Source organism: Anaerolineales bacterium (assembly GCA_030583885.1).
Classification (GTDB): domain Bacteria; phylum Chloroflexota; class Anaerolineae; order Anaerolineales; family Villigracilaceae; genus Villigracilis.
The window spans coordinates 1,231,135-1,253,074 of record CP129480.1; the positions used below are offsets into that span (position 1 = coordinate 1,231,135).

Annotated in this window: 20 protein-coding genes; 11 read left to right on the forward strand and 9 right to left on the reverse strand. The window is 53.9% G+C overall.

Annotated elements, in window-relative coordinates; genetic code table 11:
- Genes QY332_06155 through QY332_06165 form a run of 3 tightly spaced genes read left to right on the forward strand, consistent with a single transcriptional unit; the run spans position 1 to position 3,896 of the window.
- A complete protein-coding gene (locus QY332_06155; protein ID WKZ37514.1) occupies positions 1-2,331 on the forward strand; it encodes a S8 family serine peptidase in 2,331 nt (776 codons plus the stop codon).
- Between the two features lie 41 nt (positions 2,332-2,372).
- Positions 2,373-3,281, forward strand: a complete 909-nt coding sequence (locus QY332_06160) for an alpha/beta hydrolase (protein WKZ37515.1) — start codon at positions 2,373-2,375, stop codon at positions 3,279-3,281.
- 9 nt (positions 3,282-3,290) lie between these two features.
- Positions 3,291-3,896, forward strand: a complete 606-nt coding sequence (locus QY332_06165; protein ID WKZ37516.1) for a LysE family transporter — start codon at positions 3,291-3,293, stop codon at positions 3,894-3,896.
- 37 nt (positions 3,897-3,933) lie between these two features.
- On the opposite strand, the gene QY332_06170 is transcribed toward QY332_06165, so the two are convergent.
- The 6 genes from QY332_06170 to QY332_06195 form a co-directional block, all read right to left on the reverse strand.
- Entirely contained in the window at positions 3,934-6,630 is a 2,697-nt protein-coding gene (locus QY332_06170; protein WKZ37517.1) for a cation-translocating P-type ATPase, read from the reverse strand.
- A 78-nt stretch (positions 6,631-6,708) separates the two neighbouring features.
- Positions 6,709-7,809: a site-2 protease family protein gene (locus QY332_06175; protein WKZ37518.1), complete on the reverse strand. Its 1,101-nt coding sequence runs from the start codon at positions 7,807-7,809 to the stop codon at positions 6,709-6,711.
- A gap of 334 nt (positions 7,810-8,143) precedes the next feature.
- Positions 8,144-9,355: an aminotransferase class I/II-fold pyridoxal phosphate-dependent enzyme gene (locus QY332_06180; GenBank protein ID WKZ37519.1), complete on the reverse strand. Its 1,212-nt coding sequence runs from the start codon at positions 9,353-9,355 to the stop codon at positions 8,144-8,146.
- Between the two features lie 69 nt (positions 9,356-9,424).
- Positions 9,425-11,575 carry an NAD-dependent DNA ligase LigA gene (gene ligA, locus QY332_06185; protein WKZ37520.1) on the reverse strand — a complete coding sequence of 717 codons (2,151 nt, stop codon included), beginning with the start codon at positions 11,573-11,575 and terminating at the stop codon, positions 9,425-9,427.
- Positions 11,572-11,904 (reverse strand): hypothetical protein, encoded by a 333-nt coding sequence (locus tag QY332_06190; GenBank protein WKZ37521.1) that lies wholly within the window; start codon positions 11,902-11,904, stop codon positions 11,572-11,574. The genes ligA and QY332_06190 overlap by 4 nt, the downstream gene beginning before the upstream one ends.
- 26 nt (positions 11,905-11,930) lie before the next feature.
- Entirely contained in the window at positions 11,931-12,686 is a 756-nt protein-coding gene (locus QY332_06195; GenBank protein WKZ37522.1) for a MinD/ParA family protein, read from the reverse strand.
- A 176-nt stretch (positions 12,687-12,862) separates the two neighbouring features.
- On the opposite strand from QY332_06195, the gene QY332_06200 reads away from it, so the two are divergent.
- Positions 12,863-13,417, forward strand: a complete 555-nt coding sequence (locus QY332_06200) for an RNA polymerase sigma factor (protein WKZ37523.1) — start codon at positions 12,863-12,865, stop codon at positions 13,415-13,417.
- Position 13,418: 1 nt separating this feature from the next.
- On the forward strand, positions 13,419-13,886 hold the full coding sequence (locus QY332_06205) for a hypothetical protein (protein ID WKZ37524.1): 468 nt from the start codon (positions 13,419-13,421) through the stop codon (positions 13,884-13,886).
- A gap of 110 nt (positions 13,887-13,996) precedes the next feature.
- Here QY332_06205 and QY332_06210 read toward each other — a convergent pair whose 3' ends face one another.
- Positions 13,997-14,530: a hypothetical protein gene (locus QY332_06210; GenBank protein ID WKZ37525.1), complete on the reverse strand. Its 534-nt coding sequence runs from the start codon at positions 14,528-14,530 to the stop codon at positions 13,997-13,999.
- Positions 14,531-14,755: 225 nt separating this feature from the next.
- On the opposite strand from QY332_06210, the gene QY332_06215 reads away from it, so the two are divergent.
- The 6 genes from QY332_06215 (at position 14,756) to QY332_06240 (ending at position 19,115) form a co-directional block, all read left to right on the forward strand.
- Positions 14,756-15,754: a hypothetical protein gene (locus tag QY332_06215; GenBank protein WKZ37526.1), complete on the forward strand. Its 999-nt coding sequence runs from the start codon at positions 14,756-14,758 to the stop codon at positions 15,752-15,754.
- Between the two features lie 99 nt (positions 15,755-15,853).
- Positions 15,854-16,960, forward strand: coding sequence for a PrsW family glutamic-type intramembrane protease (locus QY332_06220; protein WKZ37527.1), 1,107 nt, complete (start codon positions 15,854-15,856; stop codon positions 16,958-16,960).
- Positions 16,957-17,691, forward strand: a complete 735-nt coding sequence (locus QY332_06225; GenBank protein WKZ37528.1) for a cyclic nucleotide-binding domain-containing protein — start codon at positions 16,957-16,959, stop codon at positions 17,689-17,691. The genes QY332_06220 and QY332_06225 overlap by 4 nt, the downstream gene beginning before the upstream one ends.
- 23 nt (positions 17,692-17,714) lie before the next feature.
- On the forward strand, positions 17,715-18,500 hold the full coding sequence (locus QY332_06230; GenBank protein WKZ37529.1) for a MinD/ParA family protein: 786 nt from the start codon (positions 17,715-17,717) through the stop codon (positions 18,498-18,500).
- A 10-nt stretch (positions 18,501-18,510) separates the two neighbouring features.
- Positions 18,511-18,723 (forward strand): hypothetical protein, encoded by a 213-nt coding sequence (locus QY332_06235; protein WKZ37530.1) that lies wholly within the window; start codon positions 18,511-18,513, stop codon positions 18,721-18,723.
- A 17-nt stretch (positions 18,724-18,740) separates the two neighbouring features.
- Positions 18,741-19,115: a hypothetical protein gene (locus QY332_06240; GenBank protein ID WKZ37531.1), complete on the forward strand. Its 375-nt coding sequence runs from the start codon at positions 18,741-18,743 to the stop codon at positions 19,113-19,115.
- Positions 19,116-19,148: 33 nt separating this feature from the next.
- Here QY332_06240 and QY332_06245 read toward each other — a convergent pair whose 3' ends face one another.
- Together QY332_06245 and QY332_06250 are read right to left on the reverse strand one after the other, a co-directional pair.
- Positions 19,149-20,699 carry an adenylate/guanylate cyclase domain-containing protein gene (locus tag QY332_06245; GenBank protein ID WKZ37532.1) on the reverse strand — a complete coding sequence of 517 codons (1,551 nt, stop codon included), beginning with the start codon at positions 20,697-20,699 and terminating at the stop codon, positions 19,149-19,151.
- 89 nt (positions 20,700-20,788) lie between these two features.
- On the reverse strand, positions 20,789-21,919 hold the full coding sequence (locus QY332_06250; GenBank protein ID WKZ37533.1) for a hypothetical protein: 1,131 nt from the start codon (positions 21,917-21,919) through the stop codon (positions 20,789-20,791).
- Between the last annotated feature and the right edge of the window lie 21 nt (positions 21,920-21,940).

Here is a 21,940-nt window from a genome sequence, read left to right on the forward strand (position 1 = left end):
ATGACCGAAACATTTGATAACACCCCGCTGGATCGACCAGAAAATAAAAGTGTAACCGCATTGGTCATCTTTTTGTTGGTTGCATTGCCCATGCCATTCTGTCTGTTCATCTATCATTTCATATTGTGGTCGATGGAACAAAGTGCGATCATCTCATTGAGTTTGAAGAACCTTGCCTGGGCGGGACCGATCGGCCTGGCGGCGCAGGCGGTTGTGATGACGGGGATTACGGGCTTGCTGTGGCGTTTTACCGCAGATGACCGCTTCAAACCCATCTATGCCGGGCTGTTCGGTGCTGCATTGATGGGATTCCCCGCCCTGTTGTTGCGGGCGCTGGGTCCCAATAACGACCAACTCGGTTCGATCATACAGTTCCTGCTTGCAGTGATTGCGGCATTCGTCGTGATACGGTTTCGTAAAACGCAATCGGCTTGGGATCGAGGCGCGCTTCCGTTCGGGTTGTTGATCGCGGGCATTGGCATTGCGCCGCTGATGATGTACGGCTCATTCGGCTCATTCGCGGATGCGTTTCTCAGCCTGCTGGCGGGACTGGCGTTCGGTTTTTTTGCGGCAGTCTTGATTACCGACTCGACAGAAAATGTTTTACTGAACGGCGTGGGCGTGGGGCCGGTGCTGGCGTTGCTTGCCTCCGCGCTTGGGTATGACGGTTCACAACTCATCCTGCTTATTCTCCTGCCTGCGTTTTCGTTTGCACTTGCAGCAATCCTGCCTTCTCGGATTGCCGTCACAGCATCAGCGGGCATCCTTGCGTTTGCCGGGCTGGCGATGTTCGACCCCACCGAGTTGACGATCCTGCTGGGCGATATTCTCAGCGCGGCATCCAAGGCGGTTGGGATTGCGCTGGTGATCGGTTGGGGAACCAGTATCGTCGCGTTGATCGTGCGCCAGTTTGCCTCGGCAGGCTCGGGGTCGAAAACGAAGCGGGCGGTTGGGTGGGCGGGGAGCGGCGTTGTATGGATGCTTGTTATCGCGCTCTTCCTCCTCTTTGGTAATCCGGGAAATTACAGTGACCGGCTTTTTATCATCTTCAAAGATCAGGCGGATATTTCGGATGCGGTGAAGATAAAAGACCGCGATGCGCGCCTGGCTTATGCATACGAACAATTGACCGAACACGCCGGCAGCTCGCAGGCTGAATTGCGAACCATCTTTGATCGAATCGGCGTTAAGTACACGCCGTATTATTTACAAAACTCGATGGAGGTGCACGGCGGGACATTAATGCGGCTCTTCTTGATGACCCGCCACGAAGTGGAGCGCATCATTCCAAGCCCGCGCCTGCGTGCTGCCCCTGACGATGAACCCGTCTCCGGGCCTTTCTCTGAGGTGCCCGCTGGTGTCCAGTGGAATATTTCTATGATCGGCGCGGATAAAGTTTGGGATGAATTCAATGTGCGCGGCGAAGGGATCATTGTGGGGCAGTCTGATTCAGGGGTGGATGGAAACCACCCCGCGGTCGCAAGGCAATATCGTGGGGTGAATTCAGGCGGCGATTACAACTGGTTCGATCCGTGGGATGGCACAACGTCCCCGAATGACGAAGGCGGGCACGGCACCCACACGCTGGGCACGATTTTGGGTGCGAATGGAATCGGCATTGCACCCAAGGCGCAATGGATGGGTTGTGTGAATTTAGATCGCAACCTTGCCAACCCCGCCCTGTACCTGGATTGCATGCAGTTCATGCTTGCGCCCTTTCCATTGGATGGTGATCCGTTTTCGGATGGCGACCCGACCAAAGCCGCGCATGTGCTGAATAACTCGTGGGGCTGTCCCTCCATTGAAGGTTGTGACCCGAATGCCCTGCTGGTTGCGGCAGATAATTTGCGCCACGCGGGTATCTTCGTGGTGGTTTCCACGGGCAATGACGGTCCGAGTTGTGAAACTGTGGCGTCGCCACTTTCGTTGTATGAATCCGTTTTTTCCGTCGGCGCACTCGATCAATTTGGCAACCTGGCGGATTTCAGCAGCCGCGGCCCGGTCACCGTTGACGGCTCGGGACGCATCAAACCTGATATTGTCGCGCCCGGCGTGGATATCCTTTCCGCGTTCCCGAACGGTACGTATGCCTCCACCAGCGGCACATCCATGGCGGGACCGCATGTCGTCGGCGGGGTGGCATTGATCTGGTCCGCCCAACCAGCCCTGATCGGCGATATCGAAGCGACGGAGCAGCTCATCATTGATACTGCCCAGCCTTATTCGGGTGATACATCCCTGGGTTGTTTTACTGGCGATTATCCCAGCAATGCTTATGGTTTTGGCGTTGTGGATGTGTATGAAGCAGTGAAGAAGGCCTTGGAAAAATAACGAACCTAGATGAGGACGAAATTTTATTTGCGGAGAGATGCATGAACCGAACCACAAAAATCATTTTAGGCGTACTCGCAGAGATCCTTCTGATTGTCACTGTGGGCGTGCTCTGGCAGACTCGCGCCGAAGCGCGCAACCTGCTCCATGCGCCGATGGAGACGCGCAATTTGCCGGGTGAATCACCCGAAGACTACGACCTGCCGTTCGAAGATGTCATCGTCGAAAATTCCGAAGGCCTGGACTTGCACGGCTGGTTCATCCCATCTGAGAATGGCGCTGTCATCATCATGCAGCATGGATACAAATCCACGCGCAGGGAATTGCTCAACGAAGCGGAGATGGTGCACCGCCATGGCTACGGCGCGCTGATCACTTCCGTCCGTGCGCACGACTACAGCGATGGCGAACTCATCACTCTCGGCGTATACGAAATGTCGGATATGGAGGCGTGGTATCAGTACCTGCTCACGCGGGATGATATCGACCATGAAAAGATCGGCATCCTTGGTAATTCCTACGGCGGGATGCTTGCCATCCAGTATGCCGCGCAGAACGAGAACATCAAAGCGGTGGTTGCGAACTGCGCGTTTTCGTCCATGCCGGATACGGTGGCGACCAGCGTAAAACACTTCACGGGCTTGCCGGAATTTCTGTTCGTGCCGCTGATCGTCTATTGGGCGGAGGCGGAGACGGGCATCAAAATGGAGGAGATCGATGCCACGCGCTGGATTCCGCTTATCAGCCCGCGTCCCGTCTTCCTCATGCAGGGCGGGCAGGATACCGTCATTTCGCCGAACAGCGGACACCTCCTGTATGAAGCAGCGAATGAGCCGAAGGAATTGTGGTACGACGATGTCCTCGGCCATGTCAAATTTGATACCGAACGCGCCGGGGAATACGAAGCGCGGGTCGTTGCGTTCTTCGATCAATATGTACTGGGGGAATAGCGGCTTACTATGTGGATTTACCTGATCCAGGGTCTCGGCTTCGGTCTCGCCGCCGCCTCCCAGCCCGGACCGTTGCAGACGTATCTCATCACACAAGCCCTGACCTGCGGCTGGAAGAAATCGCTGGTCAATGCGCTGGCGCCGCTGGTGAGCGATGGCCCCATCATTTTGTTGTGCGTGTTGATTCTCAGCCAGGTTCCTGATTGGTTTCAGCGGTTTTTATATCTCGGCGGCGGGACGTTCATCCTGTACCTGGCATACGGCACGTTCAAATCATGGCGCGACTTCGATGTGAATGCCCCACAGCCCGAATCGAAGATATCGGGCTTGCCCAGGGCGGCGATGGTCAATGCATTGGCGCCCGGCGCGTATATTTTTTGGACGCTGGTCACCGGTCCCATTTTGGTGGCGGGCTGGCGCGAAACTCCGATGTATGGAATCGGATTCCTGGCAGGTTTTTATATCGCCATGGTCGGAACGTTGGCAGCGATCATCATCACCTTTGGCACCGCCTCGAAACTCGGTCCCAAATTCAACCGCGGCTTGCTGGGCGCTTCGTCCCTTGCGCTGTTCGGGTTTGGTTTGTATCAGTTATGGCGGGGGATAATCGGTTAATCAATACCCCGCCTTTCACAAGGCGGGGTTTCTCGTTCTACTCTCTTGCCAGTTTCATGAGCTCCATCGCAATCAGCACCACCACGCCCGCCCCCAGCGCAATGACCAGGTCCACTGCACCGAGCGGGATGACTTCAAAGAAATTGGCAAACGCGGGGACGTAGATGACCAGCATCTGCAAAACGACGACCAGCGCCATCATCCCTGCCAAAAGTGGATTGCCCAACAATCCCATTTTCAGCGCGGATGTTTTCTCCGAACGCGAAGCCAGCGCCTGAAAGACCTGCATGAACGCCAGCGAGGTGAAGATCATCGTCTGCCATTCGGGCCGGCCGGTGAAGAAATACCATGCGCCGAGACCGAGCGCGAGCGTGCCGATCATCACTCCAACCCAAATCGTCTGCGCGCCCGCGCCGCGCGAGAACACGCCTTCGGTGGGGGAGTATGGTTTGCGCTTCATTGTATCGGGCTCAGGATTCTCCACACCCATGCCCAAGCCGAGCAGGCCGTCGGTCAGCAGGTTGAGCCATAATAATTGCAGCGGCAGCAGCGGCAAAGGTTTTCCCAAAAACGGCGAGAGCAGCATCACCAATACCTTGCCGATGTTCCCCGCCACGCTGAATCGCACGAACTTGCGGATGTTATCGTAGATCGTGCGTCCCTCCTGCACCGCGGCAACGATGGTCGCAAAATTATCGTTGAGCAGGACCATGTCGGATGCTTCCTTTGAAACGTCCGTGCCGGTGATGCCCATCGCCACGCCGATATCCGCCTTGCGCAGCGCGGGTGCGTCGTTTACGCCGTCGCCTGTCATCGAAACGATGTGTCCATTCGCTTGTAAAGCCTCGACGATCTTCAGCTTATGTTCCGGCGCAACGCGCGCAAACACACTTACTTCCTCGACGGCATTTTTTAATTCATCGAAACTTAAATTTTCGATCTCCACGCCAGCCAATGCGCGCCCGCTTTCCGTGATGCCCAGTTGACGCGCGATCTCAATGGCCGTCAAGGGATGGTCACCCGTGATCATCACAGGCCGAATACCCGCGGCGCGGCAGGTCGCCACCGCCTCCCGCACTTCCGGGCGCGGCGGGTCGATCATGCCGAACATGCCGACGATCGTCAGGTTTTGTTCGAGGTCGGTTTGGATGATCTCGGGGATGGAATTCAGCAGACGGAATCCGACAGCCAGGACTCGCATCCCTTTTTTGGCGAGACGTTCGTTCGCCGCTTCAATTCTTGATCTCCAACCCGAGTCCAGTTTTAGAGACTTTCCCTCCACCCAGACATGGCTCGCGATGTCGAGCAGTCCATCCACACTGCCCTTGGTAAAGGCGATGTACCGCTTGTCGCCGATCTCCAGGCCTGAAAGCACGGTGGGATCATATTTCCCCAAATGATGGACAGTGGTCATGCGTTTGCGTTCTGAGTCAAATGGAAGTTCCGCCGCACGCGGGAATGACAAATCAAGCGTTGATTTCCAATAGCCCATCTTCGCGCCGGCGGCGACCAATGCACCTTCGGTTGGGTCACCGAGTGTGTGGAAGCGGTCATCGCCGGTGTCGATCAGTTTCGCATCATTGCATAACGCGCCGCCAATTGCCGCCAGCGAAAGGGATGATTGGACCGGCGCACCCAGCCCTCCCGTGGCACGAAGCGAACCATCGCGTCCTATTTTTTCGGTCAGGTCAATGGCGTGTTCCGCCACATCCAGCATGACCACCGTCATCCTGTTTTCTGTGAGCGTGCCGGTTTTGTCGGAGCAGATGACGGTGACCGAACCCAGCGTTTCCACGGCGGGTAATTTGCGGATCAAGGCTTCGCGCCCCAGCATGCGTTGCGCGCCGAGCGCGAGCGTGATGGTGACGACCGCAGGCAGCCCTTCCGGCACGATGGCAACCGCCACGCTGACCGCCGTCAACAGCATGTCACGGACTTCGTTGCCCTGCCACACGCCAAGACCAAATATGAGTGCCGCAATGATGACACCGAGGATTGCCAGCGTTTTTCCAAGCCCATCCAACCTGCGTTGAAGAGGGGTTTGTTCCTGTTTTACCTGTTGAATGAGATCGGCGATCCTGCCAAGTTCGGTCTGCATGCCCGTGGTAACGACGATGCCCAGCCCACGCCCCTTGGTGATGGTGGTCCCCATGTATGCCATGTTGCGACGGTCACCGAGGGGGAGTTCTTCATTGGATAATGCGGCGGTATGTTTTCCGATGGGTTCAGATTCACCCGTAAGCGCGGCTTCCTGGATCCGCAGGTTGACCGCTTCGAGCAGGCGCAGATCCGCTGGGATGACGTTGCCCGTTTCCAGATGGAGGATGTCGCCGGGCACAAGCTCCCGCGCGGAGAGTTCCTGGTATTGCCCGTCGCGCAGCACACGCACATGCGGCACGGACATTTTCTTGAGCGCGGCAATTGCCTGTTCGGCGCGGTATTCCTGAACGAAACCAAGCACGGCATAAAGCACCACAATGGCAAGGATGGCAACCGTGTTCTTTGTGTCGCCAAGCAAGCCGGCCACCAACGCCGCGGCGATGAGGATCAATACCATCGTGGCGGTGATCTGTTCCCATAAAATTTGCAGCGGGCCGCGCCCGCCGCGTTCGATGAGTTCGTTCCCGCCGTATTTTTCGGCGCGCTCACTTATTTGTTGCGAAGTCAGGCCGGTACTTTGAGATGAAGCCAGTTCATCCAGCACAGGTTTGGTTTCAAGGGTATGCCAGTTCATTGTTTCCTGAATTAATTACAAGATCCTAAAGATTTGCAAAGTCCCCGATAGGGGAAAGCCTTTAGGATCCGGGGAATTTTATATCCCATTTATACCACTCGCCGCATTTCTCAGCGCGGAGCGGATCATCAAATACTCGGTGATGTTCTCGGCAGTGATGATGCCGACCAGCTGTCCCGCATGGGTGACAGGCAACGCGGGCACGCCTGCCTCCTGGATTCTTTGCAGCGCGGTCTCCACCATTTCGTAGGAATCCACTTCAGGCAAACTGCTTTTCATCACAGCAGAGACGGCGATATTCTGACCGTGCTGTGTGAGGGCTGCGAGGAAATCGTCACGCGTAACGATGCCGACCACGCGGTCATCGTCAATGACTGGGAAATCGTGCTGCGAGCCGGCCAGGATCAATTGTGACATGCGTGAAAGCGGGTCCCGCGGCGAGAGGAATTTGTAATCCGTCAGCATGGCGCGCCCGACGGGGATTCCGCTGATGGCGTTCTTCATCTGCACCATGCTGGCCTCTTGGGAGGCGCCGATCCACACAAAGAAAGCGATGAAGAGCAGGAACGGGTTGGAGAACAGGCCTATGAACCCGAACAGGAACGCCATGCCCTGCCCAATGTTTGCGGCGATCTGCGTCGCGCGGACGTAGTCCATGTTCATCGCGAGAATGGCGCGCAGGGCACGCCCGCCGTCCATGGGGAAGGCAGGTAACAGGTTGAACAGCACGAGAATGATGTTTATGATCAACACGCGCTCGAGAAAACTGCCGGAGGCAACGGTTAACTGGTTAAGGGGCACCAGGTTCGACGTCACGAAAAGATACGCAAACAATCCCAGTGCGATGACCAGGTTCACAGCGGGTCCCATTACTGCGACCAGCAGTTCCTGCATTGGTTTCTCAGGCATGCGTTCCAAGCGGGCCACGCCCCCAATGGGGTAGATCGTTATGTCACGTGTCTTAATCCCATACCTGCGGGCCGTGAGTGCGTGGCCATATTCATGTAAAATGACACACAGGAAAAGCGTGAGGATGAAACCGACGCCCTTCACCACCTCGCCCCAATTCTGGTGTTCCAGCCAGTGACTGTACCCTACCCAGCCGATGAGAAGCAGGAAGGTTGTGTGGATGAAAACATCGATCCCTGCGAACGTGCCTAATTTGAACTGCCATTTCATAGCGTGCTCCTTTTTTGCAATACCGTCATTGTACACAGCCTGTGTTAGAAGTGCGTTATAAATATTCTATCAGGACCTATCAGGATGAAAACCGCCGTTTCTTTCCCAACGGGTGCCTGCTTCTCCTTGACTGGCATTTTCTTTTTTGGAGGAGAATCCCATACCTGCTGCACCTGATGTTGATCTGCAAGCCGCGTGAATTTGCCAAAAAGGCGAAATAATGACGGGGATATGGAGATCTTCGAAAAAGACCGTGCCATCCTAAAATAAAAGTTGCCTGCAGGGATGCAGGCAACTTTAAATGGTAACTGATTGCTCTGGACCGCCCGCCGGCTTACTTGACCATCCCGATTCTCTTGCCTGCTTCGTAGATGACGTCCATGGCGCGTTCGATTTCGCTTGGGTCATGCGCGGCGGTGACCGTGGCCCTCAGGCGGGCCATGCCCTCCTGCACCGCGGGGGAAACCACAGGCAAAACGAAGACATCATTCTCCTGGCATTGTTTGGTGAGTTCGAAGGCGCGTTCGTCTGTTCCGCACAACACAGGGACGATGGCTGTTTCGGTTAGCAGGGTGTCGAAACCCATGCTTTTCAATCCGCCGATGAATTGCTTGGTATTTTCGTTGAGTCTTTCAATGCGCCAGGGTTCGTCCAAAATGACCTTGAAGGCTTCATTCGCGGCGGCGGCTTGCGCGGGAGGCAGTGCTGCAGAGAAGATATAAGCGCGGCTTCCGTGGCGCAGGTAATCGATCAGATCCTTTTTGCCTGCCACATAGCCTCCCACGGAGGGGATCGTTTTGCTGAGCGTGCCCATTTTGATGTCGATCACGTCGCCCATGCCGAAGTGTTCCTCGATGCCCGTGCCGCGTTCCCCCAGCACACCGACGGAATGGGCTTCATCGATCATAAGCCAGGCGCTGTATTTTTTACAAAGGTCCACCATGGTTGGCAGGTCAATGACGTCGCCGTCCATGCTGAAGACCGAGTCCGCGATGACCAGTTTGGCGATATCCGCCGGCGCGTTCTTTAGCAGGCCTTCGAGATGCGCCATGTCGTTGTGGCGGAAGCGGCGGAATTCCGCACCGGACATGAGACAGCCGTCCACGATGGAGGCGTGGTTGATCTTGTCCGAGAAGATATAATCGCCGCGTCCCATTAAAGTGGAGATCACAGTGAGATTGGTCACATACCCCGATGTATAGGTGATCGCAGTTTCCGTATGCTTGAAATTTGCAATTGTCTCTTCCAGTTCATTGTGCAGGGTCAGCGTTCCGGCCAGGGTGCGGACGCCGTTCGTGCCGGTGCCCCACTGGTCCACGGCTTTTTTGGCAGCTTCGTTAATGCGCGGGTGGCCGACCAGGCCCAGATAGGAATATGAAGCGTACATTCCCATCACCCGTCCATTGACACGTACCTTCATCCCATCCAAAAGCTCTTCAACGGGCTGGTTGTAAAAATAATAATCGTGGTCTTTCATGGTGCTTACGCGCGTCTTAAGGGCGGCGATGCGCCGTGTCGCGGCATTGTCCGTGTTATGAATATCCATTTAAGTCCTCCGAAACAGAATGGCGTAAGTGTAGTCGAGGGGAAAGTTTCTGTCCAGTTGAAGAAAAAATTATCCGGTCAATTTCCTCAACCCGTTCTCGTCAATGATTTTTACACCCAGCGATTTTGCCTTTTCAAATTTGGAACCGGGGGTTTCACCCAGCACAAGATAACTCGTTTTCTTACTCACGCTGTCTGTCACCTTGCCGCCGTTGCTCTCGATGAATTCCTTCACGCCGTCGCGTGATAATGTAGGCAGTGTGCCTGTCACCACAAATGTCATTCCTGAAAGTTTTCCTGCGCTGGAAGATGCTTTTTTCTTCTCGGAGGGCCATACATTTGCTTCTTTTAGTTTCTTGAGCAGTTTCTTGTTTGTTGCCGTCGAGAACCAATCTACAATTGATTCGGCAATATTCGGGCCAACGCCTTCAATTTCCATCAGGCTTTCTTTGGTCGCGCTTGACAGATTGTCCAGGTCCCCAAAGGTTGCAGCCAGGTCCTTTGCCATAACTTCACCAACGCCATGAATCCCCACCCCGATTATTAAGCGATGCAAGGGCTGTTTTTTGGCATCCGAAATGGCATTAAACAGTTTTTCAGGACGCTTGTCAGGTATTTTCTTAGTGTTTGATTTCGCTGAAGTCTTGGGCGGATTTTTGGCTTTTCGTTTTTTATTCAACTCTTCATTGATAACTGCCAGATCTTCGATGGTGAGTGTAAATAGATCAGCGACATCACTGATCGAATTGGTTTCGATCAATATCTTTACAAGTTCCGTTCCCAGACCTTCTATATCCATTGCGCCGCGTGAGACGAAATGCTCCACATTGCGGACGAGCTGCGCCGGGCATGCCGCATTGACACAGTACCAGGCCACTTCGCCTTCGAAGTGTTCCACTGTCTCCCCACACGCGGGACAATTTGCCGGTGGCTTGTAGGTCTTCTCCTTGCCGGAACGTACAGCCGCCACGGGACCGATCACATACGGAATCACCTCGCCTGCGCGTTTGACCAGCACGCGGTCTCCCACGCGGATGTCCTTCTCTGCGATGAAATCAAAGTTATGCAGGGTGGCGTTGCGGATAACCACACCGCCGATCTCCACCGCTTCCAACACCGCTTTCGGAGTGAGAACGCCCGTGCGTCCCACTTCCACTTCAATATCCACAAGGGTCGTGGTCACCTCGCGCGCGGGGAACTTGAATGCAATCGCACCGCGCGGATCCTTGCCCACGAACCCCAAGTCTGCGGCGAGGGTCAAATCGTCAAGCTTAATGACCATACCATCGGCTTCATAAGGGAGCCGGTCGCGTCCCTCATTGAAAGTTTCAGTATAGGCAAGCGCTGAGTCGAGGTCGTTGAAGCGTTTGGCAATGTCCGTCACCGGGAAGCCCAGTGATTTGAGATATTCGAGGATCTCCCATTGCGAAGCGGGAATCTTTCCGCCCTGGGAATATATGATCTGATAAACGAGCAGGGTGATCGGGCGTGAAGCGGTTAGGACGGGGTCAAGCTGGCGCAGCGAGCCCGCCGCTGTGTTGCGCGGGTTGAGATAGGTCTTCTCACCAGATTCTTCGAGCTTTTTATTTAATGCATCAAATTCCTTGATCGGAATGAACGCTTCGCCGCGCACCACCAAATAAGAAGGAGGATCGGGGAGCGAGGATTGTTTTTCGGTCTGTATGGGAATTTTCAATGGAATAGCGCGAACGGTTCTCAAATTGGAGGTGATGTCCTCGCCCACCTCTCCATCGCCGCGGGTTGCGCCCTGTACAAACATGCCGTCGCGATAATGCAGGACAACAGACAACCCATCGATTTTGGGCTCGACCACGAAATTGGCCTTCTCGACACGGTCGTCCAATTTTTTGACGCGTTCCAGCCAGGCGTGGGCATCCTCTGCACCAAACGCATTCGCCAGGCTTAAAATAGGGGCGGGGTGGCGGACCTTATCGAAACGGTCAGCAGGCCTGGCACCGGCGCGCTGCGTGGGGCTGTCTGGAGTGATCCAGTCCGGGTGTTCTGTCTCGATTTTTTTTAATTCATTGAGCAGGCGGTCGTATTCCAGATCGCTGATGACGGGCGCATCCAGTACGTGATACCGATAATTGTGAAAGTTGACCTGCGCCTTGAGTTCTTCATAACGGGTGGATGGTTTTTCTGCCATGACCGCATTATAGCCGAAATGAAAACCCGCCCTGTTTGGGCGGGTGAAGTTCAATCTATTTTTTTCCAGATATCGAGGGAGGGTCGTTTGAGTGGACGTGTCAGAGCTGAGAGGCGCGCTTCGAAAAAGGTCTCTTCTGCATTTGAAAACCTTGAGACTTCAAACAGGTTGCGGGCTACCAGCAGGTCGGCGACCTGTTTGGCCTGGTCTCGCGTAAACTCAAGTTTTTCAGTAAACTCTGACAGGCTGAAGCGCCCAAGGCGAACGACATGGTTCAGGGCTGAACGAAGAGGCTCGGAGAAGAGAACGACATCCGACGGTCGAATATCCTCCTTGCGTTCCTTGAGTTCCTTGATCGCAACTCTGAAAAGCGATTCGCTCATGGCGACCTCTTTCAGCCGGAACTGCCTTAATCCTTAATCTGGTCAACGAGACTGCGCAAACCCTTGGTCACAATGTTGTCCGGGAAGCGGATGGAGAAAATGCCGGAGCTGGCAAGTGTCATCATTTCATCGGAATGCGGCAGCACGGCACCGACTTTCGCGCCATACGTCTGTTCCACGCGGGTGCGCACATCATCAAAATCAAACGTGGTGGGGACTTTGTTGACCAGCATGAGCATGTTCGGCACATCGAGTTTCTTGGCAACATCCACCGTGACGGCGGTGCCTTGGTAGTCCTGCGAGTCCGGGCGCAGGATGATGACCAGGGCGTTGGAAATGGCGATGGAAAGCAGGGTTTCCTCGTTAAGACCCGGGTGTGTGTCGATCAGGAGATAGTCGAGCTTAAGTTTTTCAACGACATCACGGAAGCCGTCATTGAGCAGGCCGACATCATATCCTTCCCGCAGGATGCGCGCGATCTCGCCGGCTTTAATGCTGGATGGGATCAGGAAAATCTGTCCCTTGATCTCGCCGCCGACATGCCCCGTGACATCGTGCGCCGCATCTTCAATAGTGCATTTTCCCCACAGGTAATCGTTCAGGGAGTGAACCATTTCTGATTCGTCCAGATTGAACAACACGTGAATACCCGGGGATGCAATGTCTGTATCCACAACCCCGACGCGTGCCCCATCCATCGCCAGGAGCGCTGCGATATTGGCCGTGGTGTTGGATTTCCCGGTTCCTCCACGAAACGAGTGAATCGATATGATTTTGGACATCTTCCCTCTCCAAGTTTGTGATAGGCTTGCCAAAACAGAGATATTGGGGTGATTATAGCCTAACTAACCTGAAAGTCAATTCCCTACTTTTCCTTCGCCCTTTATGATATATTCATCGGAACCTTTTTAGGAACACCCAGAACAACCCTATTTTATGCCTTTCAACCACTAATTTTATGGAACACACATCCAGCCCAATACCCCCGGACGCCAGCGATGAAATTCTGATCCAGCACTTCAAGGCTGGCAGAGTGGAAGCCTTCGACCTGCTGTATTACCGCCATCTTCCGAACGTTTACAAGCGGGTGCGCTATGTGGTCCCTGAAAATGACGTGGAAGATGTGACCCAGGAGATATTCATCGCCGCCTTGAAATCGATCACATCGTTCCGCGGAGATTCGAAATTTGGAACGTGGCTTCGCACGCTGACGAACCATAAGGTGGCCGAGTTTTATCGAAAACGCACGCGCAAGCAGGAGCCGCCGCTGGCCTCGCTCTCTGAAGCATCCGGTGCAACGGCGGGTAACACATCCATGGCAATGGACGAGAGGATCTCCTTTCACCGGGCGCTCCAGGTCCTGCCTGAGAATTACAGGGAAGTCATCCTCCTTCGCTTTGCGGAAGACATGCAGTTCAATGAAATTGCCGAATTTACAAACCAGAACCTTGAAGCAACCAAATCCCTCTTTCGCAGAGCCATTGCCGCGCTTCGCACTCATCTGGAAAAATAATATGCAACAACCTGAAAAACATCCCTATTCGATGCAAGATGAGCGCCTGGCGGATTTTACCGATCACGTGCTGGCAGGGAACGTGGAGAAAACCGCCTCAAGCCTGGACGATGAACTGTTTCATCTCAAGGAAACGGTCCTCCGTTTGAGCCGGGCCACCCCCCCTGCCCCGCTGGAGGATGCCTCTGTCAAACAAATGTACGTGCGCCTCAAAGCCCGCGTTCGCCGTGAGGAATTGTTGGAGAAACCATCTGTTTGGAAGAAATGGTTTGGCAGGGAATTCCCCCAAAAACTTGGGCTGGCGTTTGCCGTTCTCGTCGTTTTAGTTGTGCTGGTTGTCAGCACCCCGTCGATCACCCCTTCCGGCTCGTCCACAACAGGGGCGGCATCCAATCCAGTTAATTACTTTATAGCGGTTGGGCTGGCAGGCATGCTTCTCGTCATTTTTTGGATCATACGCCGCAAATAAAGGTATCCCTATTTCACGGCGTTAATCATGTCTGGATTATTCGGATTGAGCTCTGAAAATTTTGAATAACCCGACAATTTTAATGAATGAAAGGAAAAAAAATGAACATTTCAAAAAAGAAAAAGAATAACAGGATGCGAGGCCTTTTCGTCATTGTTGCGCTGGTGGCTATTTTGTCGCTTGTGCTTTCTGCCTGTGCGCCTGCGCAGGGTCTTGAAGGCAGTGGTGGTGGCAACCAAGGCGGCGGTGGCAATCAGGGCGGGGGAGGCGGCAACCAAGGCGGCGGTGGCAATCAGGGCGGGGGAGGCGGCAACCAGGGCGGCGGCGGTGGCGGCAACCAGGGCGGCGGCGGTGGCGGCAACCAGGGCAGTGGCGGCAACCAGGGCGGCGGCGGTGGCGGCAACCAGGGCGGCGGCGGTGGCGGCAACCAGGGCGGCGGCGGTGGCGGCAGTCAGGGCAGTGGTGGCGGTGGCAACCAGGGCGGCGGCGGCGGCAATCAGGGCGGCGGATCCGGACCCAGTCAACCCGGCACCGGTGATCCAAATACCCAAAACCCCGGTGGAGTGGATGTACGCGGCTCGAAACAAGATCCCTCCGACCCGTGTTTGGATGAAAACCAACTCCCCTGCGGTCAAGGGGATCATGGCAGGGGCAATCCTGTAAAGGGCAGTCTGCATGCCAATTGTCGGGCCGCCCAAGGTGAAGTAGATCCGGTTTGTACTCCGAAGGATATTCTCCCGCCTCCAAATGACCCGCCGGTCAATCCTCCTCCCGGTGACCCCCCAGTGGTTGATCCTCCTACAATTGATCCTCCCATTCTGCCTCCTCCTCCGATTGTACAAGTCCCCCCGGCACCCCCGGTGGAGTATGTGAAGAATCAGCAAGGCGTGGATGTTCCCGCCTGCCCGAACTGGATCGTTTTCCACTCCTTCCGCTCGGGCACTCTGGATGTCTTTCGTCTTGACGGCATCGAAGGATTGGGAAGTATTGAGGCGATCAACCTGAGCAAAGGCAATTCAATGGACTCGCGTCCCAGCCGTTCACTGAACAATGAATGGGTGGTATTCCAGAGCGACCGTGACGGCAATGTTGAGTTGTATCTGACAGACAGCCAGGGCAAATCACAAAATCGCCTGACCCAAACCAATTCGAATAATATCAATGCAATGTTTGGTCCGGACAACCAGTCCATAATCTACCAGAGTGACCGCAACGGAAATTGGGACATCTTCCTGTTGAACAAGGATACCGGCCAGGAAGTGCAGTTGACCTCGGATGCGGCAGATGATGTCAATCCCTTCTGGTCTCCGGACAGGAATTGGATCACATTCCAGTCAAATCGTACAGGCTCCTGGAATGTGTACATATTTAATGTTTCCACTGGTACGGAATACCAGGTAACATCCTTCTCGAACGATGTATTGTTCCCAAGCTGGTCGCCGAACGGCAAGCAGCTGGCTTTCTTCGTCAATGTTACCGGCACTTGGGATCTGTACGTTTCAGACCTGCAGGGCAAAGCCTTCAAACAAATCTCCATTGGCGGAAATGCCGGGAATGCGACATGGTCGCCGGAAGGAAACCGCATCGCATATCAGTTGACAATTGGCGGCAACACCGACATATTCACCTACGACTTGAAGACCAACACTGAATATCAATTGACCGATTTCGGTGGCGCGGACTCGTCCCCTTCATGGAATTGCGGCGGTACGGATGTCTCTTTCACCTCCACACGCAATGGTGATCCGAACATCTATTCAACCTGGTGGCAGGGCGGCAGTGATATTTACGAGATCACCAGCCATCCATCCACTGACAAGTGGTCGCAATGGTCGCCGTCTAAGGAGCCAGGCTCTCGCGGTTATTAATTTGATGTGATGGAAGCGGCAACAGCCAGACTTGTTGCCGCTTCCATTTTATTATTTAGCTTCCTTGCAGGTCATTTATAGATACGGTATTATTCCCCCATGATGATTGCCATTTCGCTGGGTATTGCATTTCTTGTCCCCCCCCTTTTTTTGCTGGTCCTGCGCAGGCTGAACCTGTATCGCACGGGCAAATATTACATTAATTTCCTTACGTTGATCTGGGGTCTGGTTGCCTATTATTTTGCAGCGCAGATCAACCCTGCCATGGTCAATGCCGGCTGGGTCACCTGGGACCAGGTTGTACGCATCACCGCGCCCATTGTGGAAGAACTGCTGAAGGCCCTGATCCTGATCTACCTCGTTCAGCGCGCTGACTTTAATTATGTCGTGGATGGCGCACTCTATGGGTTTGGGGCGGGAATAGGTTTTGCCATTATTGAAAACTACGAATATGTGATGGGAAACCCCGAGATCGCGCTGACGGTTGCTGTGGCGCGTGTATTCTCCACCAACCTGGTCCATGCCACGGCAAGCGGGTTGATCGGCACGGCGCTGGCCTACCGGCGGGGTGATTCCGGTTCGCGGGGCTGGCTGGTTGTTCTATTTGGTTATATCTTTTCAATATCCATTCATATGGCATTCAATACAATGGTCAGTGCGGGCACCTTCCTGGTATTTGCGGTCATTTTTGGCGCCGTGGGGTTTGGCTTGATCTGGTTTGTGATCAAGCGCGGACTTAACGTTCAGAAGGACTGGATGCAGGAAAAACTGGCCACCGGTGACGACCGCGTTACCCGGCAGGAAGTGAAAGCCATTCAGAATATCGAGGAGTTGAGGGAATTGCTCATTCCCGTGGGGAAACAGTTTGGTGCGGACAAGGTCCCAATGGTTGAGAAAATCATCCTTAATCAGGCCGAGATGGGCATAAAGCGAAAATTACTTGAGTCGACACCGAATGAAAGTAAAAGAGCCGAGATCGGGAAGATCATCGATGCCCTCGAAAAGGAAGTGGATGTTCTGCGGAACGAGGTCGGTTTTTACTGCATGATGTTTGTGAGAAGCGTGTATCTTTCCGCGGATGTAAAGATTTGGAACGCGATCAATCTCCGGGTTGCCGAGTCAAGTACAGGTCAAAAAGGTGGCGGATTGTGGGACCGCGCCTCCAGTCGTGTACAATCATCCAGGTCAGAGGAGGATGAAGGTTGAGCAAAGATATCCTTGAACACTTGAAAAAGACGAGTATATTTAGCGGACTTACGGATGACGTGCTTGCCGATGTCGCCCAAAAGGCATCCACGCGCATGCTGGCGAGAGGTGATATTCTGATGAAAAAAGGGGATGTGGGTGATTCTCTTTTTCTTATCCAACACGGCTGGGTGAAGATCGTGACCGAGGATTCGAAGGGGGATGAGTTGATCATCAACAAATGCGGTCCCGGGGAGACGATCGGTGAAATGGCTCTGCTTGACCGCAGTACGCGCTCCGCCACTGTGATCGCCCTGGAAGACGCGCAAGTTTTGGAATTGAAGCAGGATGTTTTTGAAAGGATACTTAACCAGCGCCCGGATGTTTCCCTTTCGATCATTCGCAGTTATTCGGACCGCCTGCGTTTTTCCACCACGTATATTGAAAAGGCCATTGACTGGTCGCAAAAGATTGCTGAAGGCGATTACTCCTTCATTGAACAGACGCAGCCGTCGGCGGTGAACACCAATTCCGATGATGACAAGGCTGCGCAGCTGCTCTCCGCGTTCTTTGCCATGGTGCACAAGGTGAAAGAGCGTGAAGACGGTTTGAAACAACAGCTTGAAAAGCTTACTTTTGAGATCGACCAGGCACGCCGAAAACAGGAGTTTGAAGAGATTACCGGCACGGAGTTTTATGCGCAGCTAAAGGAACAGGCACAGGCTTTGCGCAAGAAGCGCGCCCAGCAGTAACCACTTATCTATGCGGAGGCATTATGAACAAAGGTAAAATCGTTTCCATCCATTCCTTTCGAGGCGGTACGGGAAAATCGAATACCACTGCCAACCTGGCGGCGCAGGTTGCCATGGCGGGCAAGCGTGTGGGCGTGGTGGATACGGATATCCAGTCTCCCGGCATTCACGTTCTATTTGGCCTGGATGAGAATAAAATGGGAAAGACCATGAATGATTTCCTGCATGGAAAAGCCACCATTCGTGAAATCGGTTTTTCGATCGGGGAAAACACCGGCGGTGGAGCGGGACGCGATAAATTGGCCGGCAAGAATCTCTGGCTTTTTCCGTCCAGCATTCGCGGCCGTGAGATCAGCCAGATATTGAAGGAGGGGATCGATTTCAACCGTCTGAACGAAGGCTTGCAAACTACGATCACGGAATTTGACCTGGATTATCTTTTTATTGATACACATCCCGGTTTGAACGAAGAGACCCTGCTTTCCATCGCCACGTCGGATATTTTGATCATCATCCTGCGGCCCGATAACCAGGATTTACAGGGAACCTCCGTGACCGTTGACATTGCCCGCAGCCTCGATGTGCCGAACCTGATTCTGATGGTCAATAAGGCCCTGCCCAAATATGATTTTGTCGAACTCAAGAATGAGATCCAAAGCAAATTCAATGCGCCGGTGGCGGGCATTTTGCCGCTCTCCTTTGACCTTGCGGACAATGCCAGTAACGACCTGTTCTCCCTGAGCTTTCCGGAGCATGAATGGTCGAAGGCGTTGCGTGAAGTGGCGCAGGTAGTTCTCGCTGTGAAATAGGAGCTGAAACATGAAATGCTGGCATTGTGAGGAAGCCGCCCGCGCCTCCTGTTCCTTTTGTGGACGGTTTGTGTGCAAAGACCACGCCGCTACCATGTCCACTTTTTTAACCATGTTCGTCGGCGCGAACAATACCCCCAAAGGTTTGGCAGTTGCGAATGTCATCTGGTGCGGCGAATGTGAACCGCAGCCCGAACCGATCAGCATGCCCGAACTTTATTGATACTGAAAGAGGTTGCCATGCCCGGAGTCTTTGATCGGTTGAATAAAGAGATAGAGGATAAACAGCAGGAGGGAGGCATCACGCCTCTGGACCTGGCTGCACTGCCGCCCGCCCTGCGAAAGATCATGCGTCTGATGCTGCGCGAACTGCAGATGGATTACCCCAGACTGTGTGAGGCCATGGACGCCATGCCCGAGGCAGAGCGTCTCACCCGTGACGATTTGTCCGCCGCGCTTTCAACATTAACCGAGCAGTTCTGGCTGGTTCGGATTGGGGAAGGGCGGAAAGCCATATACAAGGTGAACCTGCGCCGAAAAGAGGGCAGCAAGCTTATTGATGGCATATGGTCTGCGCTGGATGAAAAGTTGAAAGGGAAGCCGAAGGATACCTGAAAAGAAAACGACGGGAGAAAAACCGTCGTTTTTTTATTTTTTATCTTCTTCCTGCATTAGTTCATACAACTGCATGGGCGCATGTTTGCCTTTTAGCGAAACCTCGCCAATGGACATGCACTTGTATTTTGCCTCGATGGCTTTCTTCACACGTTCGGAGATGATGATCTGATTCTTTTGCGCGCGGTTCATCAACCGCGCTGCTGTGTTCACTGTGTCTCCCAACACGTTGTATTCACGGCGTCCGCGCGGTTCGCCAATTTCGGCGACAAAGGCTGGTCCAGCATTAATGCCGATCTGGCAGTATATTTCCGGCTGGATGCCGCCGATGGTGGGCGCCTTAAGGCTGAGGTTTTTTATGACCTCGCGTATTGCAATCGCCGCGGAAGCGGCGCGTAATTCGTCATTTGTATGTGCGTTCGGCACGCCGAAATAGATGACAATATCCGACCCTGCCAGGTGATAGGTGACTTTCTTTAACACGCCGCCGCGCGATTCCACTGCGGCGTTGATCAGTGAAAATGCCCGTGAGAAACTATGGGCTAGTTTGATCTCTTCGCCGGGCAATGCCCGGTCCGCAGATTCGGGCAGGCCGATGAAATTTACAAACATAATGGTGGGTTGTGGAAAATCAGGCGGTATTTTTCGGTCGGCCGCGCTTTCTACGAGCAGGGAAAGGACGGGCGATGGAATATAACTCGCCATCGGCTCGATGCTGTCAAGCAGTTCGATAATCTGGAGCATGACTTCATTTTTGTCACGGGTGAGAAGGACATTGCTGGCCATGCGCCGCCCGACCGGTGTGATCTCGTATTCCCCGAGTGCCTTCTCCGAAAGATCGTCCACCACCAGATAATAATCCGGACTGCCCTCTTCAAAATTGAATTGATCCGCCACCCGCTCGTACGCACTTTTGGAGAGGTTGACCCGCTCGTTTCGGCCCCTGCTTTCCGTCAGTTTGGCTTGTTGCACATCCCTGCCGAACAATACGTGTTCCATGCGGCGCGGCGTGCCAATCTCTGCTGTGAGAAACCTTCCGCTGTGAATGCCGATGCGCATTTGCAGGTTAACGGTGCCGGAGGGCGTTTCGATCTCGGCAAATTCCTTCATCGCTCTTTGCATCCGCAATCCGGCGCGTACCGCGCGCACGCCGTCGTCATTCTTTTCGCTCTTTGGGAATACGACCAGCATGGCATCGCCTGTAAACTCAACCAGTTCCCCGCCTGATTTGCTGATCACCGAGATCATGGTCGAAAAATATTTTGTTAATTGCTTCAAAAGGTCTTCCGCACCTTCACGCCCCTTGCTGGAATTTGCCTCCATGAGCTTGGTGAAACCCGCCAGATCGGTGAACATCATCGTGCCATGCTGCCATTCGGTTTTCACGTCGCCGGGCTTCAGTTTGTTAAGCGCGATCTGCCGCGAGGTGTAGTCATGCAGAGTGCGCTGCAGCGTCCGCAGGTGTTTGTGGACATTGATCATAATATCCACGGACGGATTGCCCCACATCGAAGCGTACATTTCAGCAGGGAGCAAATAACGCAGACGGCTTTCGATTGAGGTGAGGGGCGACTCGGGGAGCATGAATCAAATTATACTGTAAATAAGAGTAAGGTAGACATATTTTCAATCAAACAGATTATCAGGGAATTGAATGCTTTGGATATTTCCCTTTATTTTCCGGTCCAGACCGGGTTTCCATCAAAGGAGCTGATGGATGTGATCCGTGTGAATTCATTGGTTGGAATGAGAACAGTATATAGTTCCATGTCGCCGCCCACCTGCGCCTGAAAGACCAGCCGCAATCCGTCCGGTGACCAGGCTGGATTGCCGCGCGGTTCAATTCCGCTGGAGAACAATTCCAGGACTGTGCCATCGGTTATATTGAAAACATTAATGCCATATCCGCCGCTTTGCCGTGCACTGACTGCCAGCCAGTTTCCGTCCGGAGACCAGACCGGTGCACCATATTCGGACGGAGCGGAGGTCAGGCAGCGCTGCCCCAGTCCGTTCTGGTTGATCAGGCAGATGTTCGAGAGCTCGCCGGAAGATATTTTGAATGCGATCCAGTTTCCGTCCGGTGACCAGGCCGGGGCGGAGTCTGGAGCCGAGTTCGTCGTTAAAGTGGAGACTGATCCGTTTGGCGTGATCAGGAGGATATCGGCATTGCCAAAACGGTTGCTGACAAATGCAATCTGGTTGCTGACCGGCGACCAGACGGGGCTGCTGTCGCCGGCGGGGTCGTTGGTGAGGCGGTATTGGTTCGAGCCGTCTGCATTGGTGATGTATATTTCAAAGTTTCCATCGCGGAAGGATTCGAATGCCAGCTGCACCCCATTGGGAGACCAGGATGGAGCGGAATCTTTTTCCGGAGCATCGGTCACTCGTGTGATGTTGCCGGAAAGCAGGTCAAAGATATAAACATCCATGTTGCCGTTGACCGTGGAAACAAAGGCGACCCGCGTTCCATCCGGTGAAATGCGCGGATTGGCATCCTCCGAACTCGCGTTTGTAAGGCGTATCACTTCGATGCCGTCCGGTGTGGCCATATAAAGGTTCATATGTCCATCGCGGTTGGAGACAAAGATGATATGCCCAAAGGCTTCAGGGATGGGTGTGCTGGTGGGGAGTTCTTCAGGAAGGTCGCTGGGAACGGTGGAGGGGGTTTCTGTTTCCTGACCAGCCACACCAACGAGGAGGTTGTTGCCAGAGCCTGTGCTTGTACATGCACTTAACAGCCAGACGGATATTGCAAGCAATAAGACTGGGCGCAGCGTTCGGTATATTTTGAAATAAGGGTTCATCTGTTTCGTTTCAATTCAATG

What these genes read in the sequence shown, in the direction of transcription:
- QY332_06165 (WKZ37516.1), top strand. Translation starts at nt 3,291, where the DNA reads ATGTGGATTTACCTGATCCAGGGTCTCGGCTTCGGTCTCGCCGCCGCC.
- QY332_06175 (WKZ37518.1), bottom strand. Translation starts at nt 7,809, where the DNA reads ATGAAATGGCAGTTCAAATTAGGCACGTTCGCAGGGATCGATGTTTTC.
- QY332_06170 (WKZ37517.1), bottom strand. Translation starts at nt 6,630, where the DNA reads ATGAACTGGCATACCCTTGAAACCAAACCTGTGCTGGATGAACTGGCT.
- QY332_06235 (WKZ37530.1), top strand. Translation starts at nt 18,511, where the DNA reads ATGAAATGCTGGCATTGTGAGGAAGCCGCCCGCGCCTCCTGTTCCTTT.
- QY332_06250 (WKZ37533.1), bottom strand. Translation starts at nt 21,919, where the DNA reads ATGAACCCTTATTTCAAAATATACCGAACGCTGCGCCCAGTCTTATTG.
- QY332_06190 (WKZ37521.1), bottom strand. Translation starts at nt 11,904, where the DNA reads ATGAGCGAATCGCTTTTCAGAGTTGCGATCAAGGAACTCAAGGAACGC.
- QY332_06160 (WKZ37515.1), top strand. Translation starts at nt 2,373, where the DNA reads ATGAACCGAACCACAAAAATCATTTTAGGCGTACTCGCAGAGATCCTT.
- QY332_06245 (WKZ37532.1), bottom strand. Translation starts at nt 20,699, where the DNA reads ATGCTCCCCGAGTCGCCCCTCACCTCAATCGAAAGCCGTCTGCGTTAT.
- QY332_06210 (WKZ37525.1), bottom strand. Translation starts at nt 14,530, where the DNA reads ATGATCCCCTTGACCGCAGGGGAGTTGGTTTTCATCCAAACACGGGTC.
- QY332_06155 (WKZ37514.1), top strand. Translation starts at nt 1, where the DNA reads ATGACCGAAACATTTGATAACACCCCGCTGGATCGACCAGAAAATAAA.
- QY332_06240 (WKZ37531.1), top strand. Translation starts at nt 18,741, where the DNA reads ATGCCCGGAGTCTTTGATCGGTTGAATAAAGAGATAGAGGATAAACAG.
- QY332_06195 (WKZ37522.1), bottom strand. Translation starts at nt 12,686, where the DNA reads ATGTCCAAAATCATATCGATTCACTCGTTTCGTGGAGGAACCGGGAAA.
- QY332_06230 (WKZ37529.1), top strand. Translation starts at nt 17,715, where the DNA reads ATGAACAAAGGTAAAATCGTTTCCATCCATTCCTTTCGAGGCGGTACG.
- QY332_06220 (WKZ37527.1), top strand. Translation starts at nt 15,854, where the DNA reads ATGATGATTGCCATTTCGCTGGGTATTGCATTTCTTGTCCCCCCCCTT.
- QY332_06180 (WKZ37519.1), bottom strand. Translation starts at nt 9,355, where the DNA reads ATGGATATTCATAACACGGACAATGCCGCGACACGGCGCATCGCCGCC.
- QY332_06205 (WKZ37524.1), top strand. Translation starts at nt 13,419, where the DNA reads ATGCAACAACCTGAAAAACATCCCTATTCGATGCAAGATGAGCGCCTG.
- QY332_06200 (WKZ37523.1), top strand. Translation starts at nt 12,863, where the DNA reads ATGGAACACACATCCAGCCCAATACCCCCGGACGCCAGCGATGAAATT.